Source organism: Aciduliprofundum boonei T469, from assembly GCF_000025665.1.
Classification (GTDB): domain Archaea; phylum Thermoplasmatota; class Thermoplasmata; order Thermoplasmatales; family Aciduliprofundaceae; genus Aciduliprofundum; species Aciduliprofundum boonei.
Window position 1 is genome coordinate 1 of sequence record NC_013926.1, and the last position, 14,150, is coordinate 14,150.

The 14,150-nt window shown below is 37.0% G+C and carries 10 protein-coding genes; 8 read left to right on the forward strand and 2 right to left on the reverse strand.

The window, feature by feature from the left end; genetic code table 11:
* Nucleotides 1-52 precede the first annotated feature (52 nt).
* Complete coding sequence (locus ABOO_RS00005) at nt 53-1,300, forward strand: ORC1-type DNA replication protein (RefSeq protein WP_008085466.1); 1,248 nt, start codon at nt 53-55, stop codon at nt 1,298-1,300.
* Here ABOO_RS00005 and ABOO_RS00010 read toward each other — a convergent pair.
* Nucleotides 1,289-2,116 carry a S26 family signal peptidase gene (locus ABOO_RS00010; protein WP_012997012.1) on the reverse strand — a complete coding sequence of 276 codons (828 nt, stop codon included), beginning with the start codon at nt 2,114-2,116 and terminating at the stop codon, nt 1,289-1,291. The genes ABOO_RS00005 and ABOO_RS00010 overlap by 12 nt on opposite strands.
* A gap of 87 nt (nt 2,117-2,203) precedes the next feature.
* On the opposite strand from ABOO_RS00010, the gene ABOO_RS00015 reads away from it, so the two are divergent.
* Genes ABOO_RS00015 through ABOO_RS00045 form a run of 7 tightly spaced genes read left to right on the forward strand, consistent with a single transcriptional unit; the run spans nt 2,204 to nt 9,566 of the window.
* The gene (locus tag ABOO_RS00015; protein ID WP_012997013.1) at nt 2,204-2,599 is read left to right on the forward strand and encodes a translation initiation factor IF-5A; all 396 of its coding nucleotides are present in this window, start codon (nt 2,204-2,206) and stop codon (nt 2,597-2,599) included.
* A gap of 2 nt (nt 2,600-2,601) precedes the next feature.
* Entirely contained in the window at nt 2,602-3,474 is an 873-nt protein-coding gene (gene speB / locus ABOO_RS00020; RefSeq protein WP_012997014.1) for an agmatinase, read from the forward strand.
* A gap of 34 nt (nt 3,475-3,508) precedes the next feature.
* A complete protein-coding gene (locus tag ABOO_RS00025) occupies nt 3,509-4,411 on the forward strand; it encodes a hypothetical protein (protein WP_012997015.1) in 903 nt (300 codons plus the stop codon).
* Entirely contained in the window at nt 4,411-6,048 is a 1,638-nt protein-coding gene (locus ABOO_RS00030; protein WP_012997016.1) for a type II/IV secretion system ATPase subunit, read from the forward strand. Before ABOO_RS00025 ends, ABOO_RS00030 begins: the two co-directional genes overlap by 1 nt.
* Nucleotides 6,045-7,043: a type II secretion system F family protein gene (locus ABOO_RS00035; protein WP_008085480.1), complete on the forward strand. Its 999-nt coding sequence runs from the start codon at nt 6,045-6,047 to the stop codon at nt 7,041-7,043. The genes ABOO_RS00030 and ABOO_RS00035 overlap by 4 nt, the downstream gene beginning before the upstream one ends.
* Entirely contained in the window at nt 7,040-7,912 is an 873-nt protein-coding gene (locus tag ABOO_RS00040) for a type II secretion system F family protein (protein WP_008085531.1), read from the forward strand. Before ABOO_RS00035 ends, ABOO_RS00040 begins: the two co-directional genes overlap by 4 nt.
* A 10-nt stretch (nt 7,913-7,922) precedes the next feature.
* Nucleotides 7,923-9,566: a type II/IV secretion system ATPase subunit gene (locus ABOO_RS00045; protein ID WP_008085558.1), complete on the forward strand. Its 1,644-nt coding sequence runs from the start codon at nt 7,923-7,925 to the stop codon at nt 9,564-9,566.
* A 1-nt stretch (nt 9,567) separates the two neighbouring features.
* Here ABOO_RS00045 and ABOO_RS00050 read toward each other — a convergent pair whose 3' ends face one another.
* Nucleotides 9,568-14,079: a CARDB domain-containing protein gene (locus tag ABOO_RS00050; protein WP_012997017.1), complete on the reverse strand. Its 4,512-nt coding sequence runs from the start codon at nt 14,077-14,079 to the stop codon at nt 9,568-9,570.
* Nucleotides 14,080-14,150 lie beyond the last annotated feature (71 nt).

Below are 14,150 nucleotides of genomic sequence, written 5' to 3' on the forward strand. Positions count from 1 at the left end.
AAAAATCTTTTTTAACTTTCATATCATACCTACCTTTACTTCGGGTGGAATCATGGGACAGGTGAACTTGTTTGAGAAGCACATGCGCAAACTCTCGCTTTTTAAAGGAAACAGAGAGGCCCTATATCCAGATTACTTACCAGATTCTCTGCCACACAGGGAGAAGGAGATAGATAGATTAGCTGAAATTTTAGTAACCGCGTTAGAGGGAAATAAACCTTCAAATGTGCTAATATTTGGAAAGACGGGGACTGGAAAGACGGCAGTAGTCAGATATGTGGGAAGGGAACTAAAAAGGGCTGAAAAAGTGTATGCAAAGAAGAAAATTGAGTACATATATTTGAATTGTGAAACTGTTGATACCCCGTATTCCATCCTCCAAAATCTTGGAAACTATTTCATAGAAGATTGGGATGAGAAAATACCATTCACAGGTTGGCCCATGGACAAGGTTTTCTCCACGGTTAAGGAAAGAATTGATGAATGGAATGGGATAGTTGTTTTAGTTCTTGATGAAATTGATAAGCTCGTGGCAAAGAGCGGAGATGATATCCTCTACCAACTTCTTCTTTTGGATTCTGAGATGAAAAATTCGAGGCTAAGCGTTATAGGTATATCAAATGAGCTCAAATTCACCGATTTGCTAGACCCAAGGGTTAAAAGCAGGCTGGGGCAGGAAAAACTAATTTTCTCTCCCTACAATGCATTTCAACTCCAAGATATATTGTCTGAGAGAGTAAAAATAGCAGTTAAGGACGATGCTGTGAGCGATGAGGTAATAAGCATATGTGCAGCCATAGCAGCGCAAGAGCACGGAGATGCAAGGAGAGCCATAGATTTACTGAGAATATCCATTGAGATTGCCGAGAGAGAAGGCGCTGAAAAAGTCACGGATAGACATGTCTATTTAGCAAAGAACAAGATTGAGATGGATTGCATAACTGAAGCCATAAAAACTCTCCCTCTTCATTCAAAGATCGTGCTTTTAGGAATTGCATTAAATGAGGAGGCAGGAAACAACACACTTACTACCGGGGAACTATATCACATTTATAGTACCCTTTCTAAGAGAATCGGAGCATCTCCCCTAACACAAAGAAGGGTATCTGATTTAATCTCAGACATGGACATGCTTGGATTGATTTCGACCAAGGTAAAATCATTTGGGAGATATGGAAGAACAAAGATAATAGAGTTAGCACTTCCTGTGCAGGAAGTAAAGAAAATAATTTTTGAAGATGAATTTTTAGCTGAACTCAATGAGGTAAAATTGGCGTCTCAGAAAAAATTATTCTTTTAACCTCCTTAATTTTCTTTTTATTTCTTCTCTATGAGCAATTGCATAGTCAATACCCACAGAGCCTGCTACAAGTACAATAAGAGAAATGGCAAGATTCACATTGGTGTTTGATGGTATCTCTTCGGTATTCGTATGTGTCAAATATAGTTTTATAGCGCCGAACCATGGAATTTCTCCCCTAGCTACACCCACAATCATATTATAATTTACAAGATAGGGGCATATGGGAATGAAGCCGGAGGTACTCTGATCATAAGCACTAGGCCCAAATCTTGCCAGATTATGATCTCCCATTGTAATAAACCCTTCCTTTCCAACAACATTGGGATTTAATTTCTGCAAATTTATGATTATTTTTTTGTGTTCATAACCCACATTATCAATTGTGATATAATCCTTAGTCACATGCAGCCAAGAAGGATAATTTCCATTTTCAAATCCTCTTATTTTCCATTCTTTTCCATTCCAATGCAGGTAAACTATGGCACGATGTATTATCAACTCACCATGACATTTGTAAATTATAACATCTCCATAATCTCCATATGTTTCATATCCTTTCATTCTTCCTTCAACATAGCTTACAACATCATCTGCAGAATAAACTTTCTTAACTATAACTATGTCTCCCGTATCTATAGTTCCTATATGAGATAAATCTCCATGCTGCATACTTCCAGATTCTATTACCACTATAGGAGGCCAAGTTTGAGCATAAGCATATAGAGAGAGAAAGATAACGAGAACTATTATGATTGAGATAACAACATCTTTAAATGTATCACGCCATAGATTTCCCTTATTATTTTCTTCCATTTTAGTGGATATTGGACACAAAAATAAAAATCTTTTGAAAGAAAATCTATATAAAGCGAATCCCATTTACCCTACGAGGGATTAAAAATGTCATGGAGAGATGTTGAGGTTCGAGAACTCAAGGTTGGAGGATATATGGTTGTTGATGATGAGCCATGCAAGATAGTTGAAATGACCACAAGCAAGCCAGGGAAGCATGGAGAAGCAAAGGCAAGAATAGTCGCCATAGGGGTCTTTGATGGCCAGAAAAGAAGCTTGGTGTATCCTGTGAAGCACAAGGTAAAAGTTCCAATAATTGAAAAGAGAGATGCTCAGGTTCTCGCAGTCATGGGTGATGAAGTCCAATTGATGGACTCTGAAACCTTTGAGACATTTGAGTTACCTATCCCCGAGGAGCTAAAAGACCAAATATCTCCGGGAAAGAATGTACAGTACTGGGAAGCATTGGGAAAAAGGAAGATAATGAAAGTTATGGGCGAATAAATATGCTTCTGCATTTTGCAGATGCGAATAAGAATTTTAACGAATCTTTTTTCATAATTTTTGGCGTTCCGTTTGATGGAACATCCTCTTATAGGCATGGTTCAAAATTTGCACCTGACGAGATAAGAAAAGCATCATATAACCTTGAAAGTTATGTTATGGAGCATAAAATTTCTCTCTCAGAACTCCCAATTCATGATATGGGCGATATTGGAACCCTTGATGAATTTGGAAATGTAGAGGATGTAATCGATACAGTTTATTCCACAATGCAATCCATACTACCCAATAAATTTCCAATAATGATTGGTGGGGAGCATTCAATAACCATCGGTGCTGCAAAGGCTCTAAAAAAATTAAATGCAGGTATAATATTCATAGACGCCCATGGAGATTTTAGAGATGAATATTTAGGAAATAAGTACAGCCACGCTTGCACTGCCAGAAGGGCATATGATATCTTAAATGGCAAAATAATTTCAATAGGAGTGAGATCAGCATCTCAAGAAGAAGTTGAAGATGCAAAGGATTTGAATTACGAATGGATTGATTCATATGAATTTCAAAGATTGGGATGGAAAAGAACAATAAAAAAAGCCATGGAAATATTGGATGTCCAGAAAGTATATTTATCTATCGATATAGATGGTATTGACCCAGCCTATGCTCCCGGAACAGGCACTCCTGAGTTCTTTGGATTAAGCCCTATGGATGTAAAAAACATCATAAATTTTCTCGCTCCCAATTTAATAGGTGCCGATATAACAGAAGTGTGTCCACCATATGATAATGGAAATACATCCATATTGGCTGCACGCTTGGTTCAAGAAATTATAGCGGCAAAGTGGAATACTATGGAAGATAAGTTTAAATAACATTTCTCCCCTATGGTTAAGTGGTGTTGGGTTTATGAGAAGAATCCGAAGGAAGGAGGAAGGTATAGCTTCAACGGTAGGCACTATATTCGCCCTTATGATATTCACATCCTTGCTCTCAATGTTTATGGTTCAGGTCGTGCCTGTACAAATTAAAGAGAACGAGGCAGAGCATGATATGGAAGTTCTATCTCAGCTCTCTCAACTTAGAAGTGTAATTGATATACTCACTCTAACTAAAAATACAAATTACACAGCCTATGTTCCTATTAAACTCGGAGCTCCAGGGGTACCTGTGGTCGCTTCTCCCACATATGGGCAATTATCAGTTTATCCTGCAGGACTTAATTCCACATACAATATGACAGTGAGTTTTGTAGACAACTATTCCAACTATGTTAGCTTGCATTCTCAGGGAAGTATACAATTCACTGCCCCCAATAGATACTATGTACCTGAAACATTCTCCTATGAAAACGGAGCTATAATTAGGTATAATTTCTATGCAAAAAATGCGATTATGCCTATTAAGCCAAATATGAAGTTCCAAAATGTGAGCGGCCATGTTAATGTGAGTATGACTATGGAAAACATATATGGACCCCCAGTCACAGTTACTGGAGTGGAAACAAGGAGTTTAGGAGTAACATTGCAAGGAGTTTACACCCAAACATACTTTCTAGGTGGAAAAGAACTAAATCTGACTATTAACGATACTTACTATTATGGACTCATGCCATTGAATTTCACAAAGTATTGGATTCAAGAAATATCGAATATGCTCAATGAAAGCGGGATTTTATATACCGACAATCCCTCCTCGCTTCAAAACCCAAATTATCCATATTATACAATATCAGGCAATAAAATACAACTTTACAATGTTTGGAATGTTGTAGTTAGGATGGTGTATATTGAGGTAGAGGTGAGCTCCTAATGATGCCCAAAGGAATAAAGAAATTGAATTTCTCAATATTTCAAGGCATCGTAAAACCCCAAGTTAAAATAAAAATCCCAAAATTCGAAGTCGGGAGAAGCAGTGATATCACTCCAATTCCCCCACTTGAAAAGGAAAATTACGAAACTGTTGAAGTTTATCCAGTTTATCCCCCTTATGTTTACACTCGAATAATATATGATAGGGAGGAGTATGAGTATATTTATGATTTAATAGAGCCACCTCTCACAGATGAAGAGCAGAGATTACTCGATGAGATAAATGATACCCTTGATAGAACTCTAAAATATGAATGGGAGATTATGACCAACAAAGACAGAGAGCAATATTTAAGGGAGAGTGTAGACAGTTTCTTAAGGAGTAGAGATATAAAGATAGATAAAATATCAAAGGAGAGAATACTCTATTATGTTGTTAGGGACCATGTGGGTTATCAGAAAATCGAGGGATTAATTAGGGATGAATACATAGAGGACATATCATGCGATGGTGTTGGCGTTCCCATTTATGTCTTTCATAAAAAATATCAGTCCATTAAAACTAAATTGGTATACAAGGATGATGATGAGCTTAACTCTTTCATAGTGTATATCTCCCAGAAATGTGGAAAGCAGATATCTGTAGCAGAGCCCATATTGGATGGAACAACTGCCGAGGGGCATAGAGTACAAGCCACCTATGGAAGAGAAGTCACTACTAGAGGGGGAACTTTTACTATCAGAAGATTCAAAGAGAAGCCATTTACTCCCACAGAGTTAGTTTTATTTGGCACTGCATCCCCAGAGATTGTTGCATATCTTTGGTTGATGGTTGAGCATGGGGAGAGTGCCATAGTCATCGGAGGTCCAGCTTGTGGAAAAACCTCCACGCTTAATGCATTCTCTATGTTCATACCTCCAACCGCGAAGATTGTTAGTATAGAAGATACAAGAGAAATAAACCTTCCACATCAAAACTGGATTCCAGGTACAACCAGGAGTGGTATAGGTGAGGCATCCATAACAGGTAAATCTGCAGGAGAAATTGATATGTACGATTTAGTTAGGGCTGCATTGAGGCAGAGACCTAACTACATAATTGTGGGAGAGGTTAGAGGTAAAGAAACATATACAATGTTTCAAGCAATGGCCACAGGACATACCACATACTCAACGATGCATGCAGATTCTATTGTTTCTATGATTCATAGACTTGAAAATCCACCAATAAACTGCCCGAGAATTCTTATGACCGCATTAAACAATGTCATTATTCAGAAAATAGTGAGAACGAAGGAAGGAATCACTAGGAGGATTACACAGCTCGTGGAGAATGTTGGGTTTGAGCCAGAAACAAATGAGTTAATAACAAATGTGGTTTTTGAATGGGATCAGGCCAGGGATACGCACAAATTCAAAGGGCATAGTTATCTATTTGACAAGATAATGACTATGAAGAACATGACCCATAACGAAATGATGGAGGAATTTGAAAGAAGAGTTGATATAGTAAAATATTGGGTTAAAAAAGAGATTTTAGATTTCAGAGATATCTGGAAAACAATAGCCAATTATTACAAGGATCCAATAGGAACTGCAGAAGAAGCACGTCTCAAACTTGGGGAGGTGAAAAGTTGAAACTCTTTGCCAAATTATTTGCAAAATACGCACCCACTCCTCCAAACAGACCCTATAAAGTGAAATTACCTAAGGGCTCATTGCCCACATACATAAATTTAGATCCATACCATAAATTGGCTTGGAAGCTCATGGGAAAAATGGCAGAAAAATCTGTGAAAAAGAAGAAATTCTCCAAACTCGAAATGGATTTACTTAAAGCGCATATTCTTTTAAGGCCTCAGGAATACCTTGCATATGTATATTTTACCACACTCTTAGTTGGAGTCATAGGCATAGTTATGGCAGCTATGCTCGTTCTTATGGGGCTATCCCTCGGAAATAAAATGATTACTATTTTGTTTCTCTTAATAGGAATATTTATGATGGTAATTATTCCAATAATGACATACTTCTCCCTGATCTCATCCCCTGCATCTAAAGCCAAGAAAAGGGCCAAAGATATTGATACTCATCTTCCAACAGCTGTGAATTTCATTGCCGCATTATCATCGGCGGATGTTACCGTGGCCTCAATTTTCAAAGAGCTATCAACAAGAAAAGAGTATGGAGAGATAGCAAAAGAGGCAGAATGGATTACAAGAGATACAGAGCTTCTGGGAAAGGATATACTCACGGCAATTGAAGAAGCGTCTAGGAGGAGTCCTTCAGTGAAATGGCAAGAATTTCTGCAAGGAGTTATAACAACTGCAACTTCAGGAGGTAGGCTAAAGCCATTCTTTATGTCCAAATCAGAAGAGTACGAGAAAGAAAAAAGATTGATGTTAAAGAAAAATATGGAGAGCTTGGGATTATTTGCAGAAATTTATGTAACTGTTGGTGTTGCATTCCCCCTATTCTTAGTTGTTATAATAGCAATAATGGCACTTATAAATAAGAATAGTGCAGCAAGTACGGTTATGCTTTTAGAAATAATCGTTGTAGTTATGATTCCTGTTCTAATCTTCGTATTTAGCTACTTCATATACAGCACGAGTAAGGAGGTGGCGGAATGAACAAGGAAAAACTTATATTTTATGTGTCTGCATTTATAGCTGCAATATTCATAAGTATTGGAATAATGCTCTACCTCAAAAAAACTAATATTTTTGGCCTAATCCCCCTTGATTTTATAGTTATAGGTACATCTGCATTCTTATTTGGACCTGGAATATACGATATGCTCCATACAAGGAAAATAAAGAAGATGGAAGAGAGATTTCCGGATTTCCTCAGGGATGTGGCAGAATCCTCAAGATTTGGTATGACCCTTGCAGACTCCATCGTAGTGGCTTCTTCTGGCAAATATGGGGCCCTTACAGACGAGATAAAGAGAATGGCTTCAAAGATAAGTTGGGGAGTTCCAGTTAAGGACGCACTGCTATCATTTAACGAAAGGGTTAAAACTCCACTGATAGACAGAATAACGGCAATAATAATAAAATCAAACGAAGCCGGAGGTAATATTGCAGATGTTCTCTCAATGGTTGCAAGAAATGCAAGGGAATCTCAATTAGCTGCTAAAGAGAGAAACATAGAGATGTTTACCTATGGTTTTGTTCTCCTAACTTCATTCTTTGTTTTCTTAGCAACTATTATAATTCTAAACAACTCATTTCTACCAGAGATGGGCAAAGCAGGTATGGCTGTAGAGGAGAGCTTTAAAAAGGCATCCGTTGCCGGTGCTTTACCCGGAGGGGGTATAGCATACGAATATGTCCCAATAATAACCCTGTTATTTGTAATAGCGACCATAATCCATGGGGTTGGAGATGGAATAATGATAGGCATACTCTCAGATGGAAGAGTAAAAAGTGGCTTCGTATGGGCCTTTGTTCTTCTTGCCTCGGGATACTTCATTCTAAGGCTATTGGGGGCCGTATGAGGTGATATAGATGGCCATATCAAAAAAGGAGATTCCAACAAAACTAAAAATCGTGAATATGATGAGACCTATAATAAAAAGTGAAAAATTAAAGGTTAAAACTCCCAAAAAACATACAGCTCATGGCAGCAACATCACTCCATTACCCGAAATAAAATCTCCAAGTATAAAGGAGATTGAGGTTGATCCAATAGAGGAGCCATACTCTTATGTTAGAATACTATTTGATGAGGTAACAAGTGAATACATCTATGAGGTGATTGAACCACCCATCACCGATGATGAGAAAAAGATTCTTGAAAATATAAAATCCAAATTAATTGAAGTGCTTGAATTAAAAGATTTTGAAAATGATGAGGAAAGAAAAGAGTATCTTATGGAAAAAACTGAGGAAATAATAGAAGAAATGAATACCCCTGTTGACTCCGTGGTTCTTGATAGGCTAAAATACTATGTTTATAGGGATTTCCTTGGATATGGACTGGTCCAAGTCCCAATGCATGATAGTGAAGTGGAAGACATATCCTGTGATGGTGTGAATATACCAATTTATATCTATCACAGAATGTACGGCTCTATCAGATCAAATCTGAAATTTCAAAAAGAGGATGAATTGGACAATTATGTGATATGGATAGTCCAAAAATCAGGAAGACATATATCCATATCAAACCCGATGGTAGATGCCTCTCTACCAGATGGCTCCAGGTTGCAGGCAACCTTAGGAAAGCATGTCACAAAGAGAGGCTCCTCTTTTACAATAAGAAGATTCAAACCAAATCCATTCACTCCCATTGACCTCATAAGATTTAAAACGATGAGTAGGGAAATGATGGCCTACATATGGCTTGCAGTAGAGAACGGGATGAGTATAATTGTATGTGGAGGCACAGCCAGCGGAAAAACCACCACCCTAAATGCCATTCTTCTTTTCATTCCTCCCAATATGAAAATAGCAAGTATAGAAGATACAAGAGAGTTAAATTTACCTCATGAAAACTGGATTCCATCACTAACTAGAGAGGGGTTGGGAGAACCTAATCCGGTAACGGGTAAAAGACCCGGAGAGATAGATATGTTCGATTTGCTCAAAGCCGCACTTAGGCAGAGACCCCAATACATAATGGTAGGAGAGGTTAGGGGTCCAGAAGCATACACAGTATTCCAAGCTATGGCAACAGGGAAGACATGCTATACGACATTCCATGCTGATGATGTTAAATCAATGGTTCATAGATTTGAGAACGCACCCATAAATTTACCCAGAGCTTTGATAACTGCACTAGATATCGTAATTCTACAAGCTCAAGTGAAAGTAGGCACTGCAATGACCAGGAGAGTTAAATCAATAACCGAAATAGTTGGACTAGACCCAGAAACAAACGAAATAATAACAAATAATGCCTATACATGGAATCCTGCAGATGATACCTTTAATTACAGCGGACATAGTTATATTTACGAGAAAATCTCTGCCATAAAAGGGTGGAGTCAGAGGAGAATGGAGTTGGAAGTTAAGAGAAGAGAGAGAATTTTAGAGTATATGGAAAAACTTGGAGTTAGATATTACAGAGATGTTGCAAGGATTGTAGCTGCATATTACAAAAAACCAGAAGAAGTATTAAAAAGAGTAGAAGAAGTATTATCCAGCTAATTTATTTCTTTTCCTCCTTCTTCACTGCTATAACCTTCTTTATTAGCTTTTTCTTTATCACTGGCTTCTCTTCCTTCTTTTCTTCCTTCTTCTCCGAGACTTTTCCTTCTTTCTTTTCCTCTTTCTCCTTTCTCTTTGCCCATTCTTCCACAGTAACTACCCCTGGCCTCTGCAACCTTTCTAACTCTTCAGGAGGAATCGATGATTCTTTTGATTCTTTCTGCTCTTTCTTACCTTCACCTTCTTCCTTCTTTTCCTTCTTCTCTTCCCCAGTTGGCAGAGGAGAGCCGCACACTCTGCAAATCTTAGCACCTTTTGGATTTAATGCACCGCAAACTGGGCATTTTACAGTATCTCCCTCTATCTTTTCTTCCTGCCTCTTGACCCATTCTAAAAACGATATGAATTCTGGATTGGTCTTCCACCACTTGTAGAACTCCTCTTCTGTATACTCCTCACCTATGTATTTCTTCGCTTCATCTCTGTATTTACTTAAATATCTATCGTAATTTTCCTTTAGCTTTTCATACTTCTTGTATTCTGGATCCTCAGGAGGCATGAAGATAGTGCCGCAAACTGGACAGAATTTCGAGTCTTCATCAATCCAAGAGCCACATGTTGGACACTTTACTTTCTCCTTCTCAAACACAACACCGCAGTATGGACACTTCTCTGCATCAGCGGGCACAAGATGGCCGCAGTTGCCACAGACCATATATTCTGGTGCCTCTTTCTTGAAAGATATATAGCCGTACAAGAAGAATCCTACGATTGCGCCCACAACAACAATTATTATGATCCAAAGCCAAGGTATAGTATATGGTTTCTCTTGTACCGTTATTGTGGTCTGAGGATTATACCTTGTCTCTGTGCCCTCATACGAGAGAGTTAACTGAGGAGTATAAGTACCTTTGGCAGGAACCTTTATGTGGAAGATTGCAAGACCATAGGCATTTGTCTTCTGCGTATAAGTTCCCAATCCCCCAGTAAGAGTGAGTTGCACAGTCACACCTTTCATATAAACAGTTTTGCCCTGAGATTGTGTTGCATTAAGATTTATTATCTTCACCACTACAACCAATGTATCTCCAGCGTATATTTTCTCATTGTGCTCAAGAGAATAACTTGTAAACATCACTTTCATAGCAGGTAAGAGCACATTAATCTTCTTAACTCCGATATCATCTCCATATATGCTTTCCTCCACTGTCTTATTTGGATTTAACTTCACAACTATATTATGTTCTCCTATTCCATTACTTGTGTAATTAAAAATAATGGCCTTATAACTACCCGGAGCCAAGGAGCTTACATTTCCTTTGTATATAACTTTCCCATTATCCAATACTATGTAATTCAACTTTCCAGGCATACCTCCCAGGTTTCTCGCAATAAAACCAATTTTTATTTTTACTCCTTCTGGAACACTGGACACCTTTTTATTTCCTTCTGAAATTGTGAAATCAGTAAGAACAAAATTAACCTTCTCTTTTATTGTTATAGTAGGCGCAGTATGTATGTAAAGGGCATCTTCCGTAACATCCGATGTAATGTTTAATTGGTAATCTATTTGTATAGACGTTCTACCTTGCAGATATTTCTGATAAAGAGACTTTGGTATAACAAATCCTATTACAATTGGAGTGTTTATCTCCACCTTTATTGGATTATGTGGAGTGATGGGGGCAAGCTCAATATTCCACTGGGGTATATAGAGAACCATAGTGACATTAGCATCAACATTACTATTTAATGTCGCATTAACAATTATATTAGTTCCATTTACATACTCGTTTTGCGCATTTATTTGCACACTGAATGGCTCTGCATACACCATAAAATACTCACTCATAATATTATTCGAAGAGTTATAGTCCCCAGAAGCTACAACTTTAACAATCACTTCATATGAACCATCTGTATCTGGCACCATAGATATGGAGTATGCGGAGATCGATGTAGAGTATTGTATAGTCTTATTTATAAGCAATGTGCCATAGGGATCATATACATTGATATAAACCATGGCAGATGTTGGCTCTTCTTTACCAAGATTTATCACATTTGCAGCAATCTTCACTGTTTCCCCTACATATAGGGATTGTGGAGAGATATTTAAAGAATTAACCGCTAGATTCACATCTTTTTCAACATTAACATAGTGAGACCCAAGATAAAGATTGTTGTTTGCTATATACAAAAGGAGAGTATGAGAACCTACAGAAATGTTCTTATTGATATACCACTGGAAAGATATGTAATTATAACCCTCTTTCAAATCTAAGATTGTACTATTTATGATGTTAGAAGTATTATCCAGGTAGAGATTTATTTTAATGTTATTCCAAGAATAAACGCTATACACTGTTAAGTTAACCCAAATTTTGTGATATCTTAAAGGAGTTCCAACCTGCCAATTACTTGTTCCAATACTACCGACATTGATATCTCTATAAATTCTATTGTTTGCTAAGTTGTAATCCCATACCTGTACCACCTGCTCGCTTATGTTATATACTCCATTTGTGCCAAGCCAACTTCCACCTATCTTATATGTAAAATCTTTTTTACCTTTGCCATTTATATTTCCTAAATCATAAACATTATACAGATTCCCATTGATATATACATACAATTTTACATCGTTTGCTAAGTCTTTTCCTAGGTTCTCTACTTGTGTTTTAATCACTATCTCTTTACCTGGTACATAGGGTTGAGCACTTACCACCTCCTCATAATTAATATGCATATCTATATCTTTATATCTCGAAAGGGCCACATTAACATTTAGAGTATTATTGCTAGGTAAAAGCCACGGATAGTAGCTAAGTCCTATCTGCAAGGTTGAAAATACTTTGGTACTATTTTCGACAGAAAGAGCATAGATACCTAAATACTTACTATTTGGCATCTCGCTCGCATTGATTATATCAGAGAGCAAAGGTAGAGTTACATTCCCGTTTACTGTTGTATCATACACATACCCATTAGAAATCTGAACATCACCTAACTTCATACCTGGTATTAAGCGTGTATATTGCACATAACTTGAAATAATACCTAATATCTGAGAGGCAATGCTTGGATTACTATTTACATCTACGGGATTTGGTTTTGCTTTAACTGTCAGTCCATTAATAGGTATTCCACGGAATTGAACATTTACATGTGTGTATCTCAAAATGTATACTTGGGAGTATGAATCTCTAATCAAAAATGCGGTATCATATCTAGGTTGTGTTCCTGTATCATTTACCGTTAAATTCAAGGCATATATTTTTGAATTATCATTAACAAAAAATGTGTTATGAGTAGTTCCAAGATTCTCCCTTGATTGATAGTTTACATCCACATACACATCTCTCATATAGAGGGTTGAACCTATAGAATTGAAAGAGAATTTATTTACCCCATATTTCAGCAGATTCGCTTCGATATAAATGTTAATATAAACTTTTGAGATAGTTAAAGTACCATTAGTTGTATTTGTAGCATATAACTTTATATCTCCATTCAAGAGTTTTTGATAAAATTGGTTAGGTGTCATCTCATACGGATAAAAAGGAACATTTTCCTTAATCATTCCTGTTCCCTTTGTTCCTGGAAACGATATATTGAGTAACTGCGTTCCATTATAGACCATTATAAAATTGGATGATGAAGGATCATAATCACTGGTATTAGAATAAACTATTCCCACTTCAATGTCTTTAAGCATAACATAATTCCAATAATCTGAATATTTATCAATAGGACTCTTCAAGAAATGATTAAATGTAACTCCAGAGGAGACAGTAACTGTATACCTATATGTATCATTCACATAACCTACAAGACCATTTCCCCCACTTTCGTTTGTAAACATATTTGTAAACCTAGTATTCATAATGTACGCAAGAGAGTTGTAAAAATAAGGTGTTGGGCCATAGTTGGGAGGGGCAGGATAATCTGCAGGATTCTTTACCATTTTTCCAAAAATCGTGTTTTCGATAATTACATTACCATGCTTGTCAGTAACATTGAACCATCCAGGATACAAAAGTCTGCTATTTATTATCTCAACTTTGGCAGTACTGGGACCTTTTATGATAAAATTAAATGGATAATAGGGTTTTATAAGACCATGAGATATTGTAAAAGTAACATTATAAAAATACAAACCACCTTCTACAGTCAAAGAATATCTATGATCAATGTCCGAAAGAAAATAAAGAGTTACATTTTCAACAATCAGCTTTCCTGTAGGGGTTACTACCACATTAGCATCAAATCCATACCTTCCACCTCCGCCAACAGTTGTTCTATTTATCACAAATGTATTTGTAATATAAACTGTGTTTCCCGTAGTGGATCCAGTGGGAGAAGTTGCCATATTATTTATATTCCCCTCACCTACGACAGAGCTCTTAGAATTAGCACCATAGGCATTAGAATTAGCCACCAGATAACCAAATCCCCCTAAAATCATCATCAATATAATCAAAATACTCATAAGCACTACCGATTTTTTCATTTGCGCACCTCCTTAAACCCAGATAACATTGATTTAGTTATAGATACCAACCTATTTATACCTTACCTTCT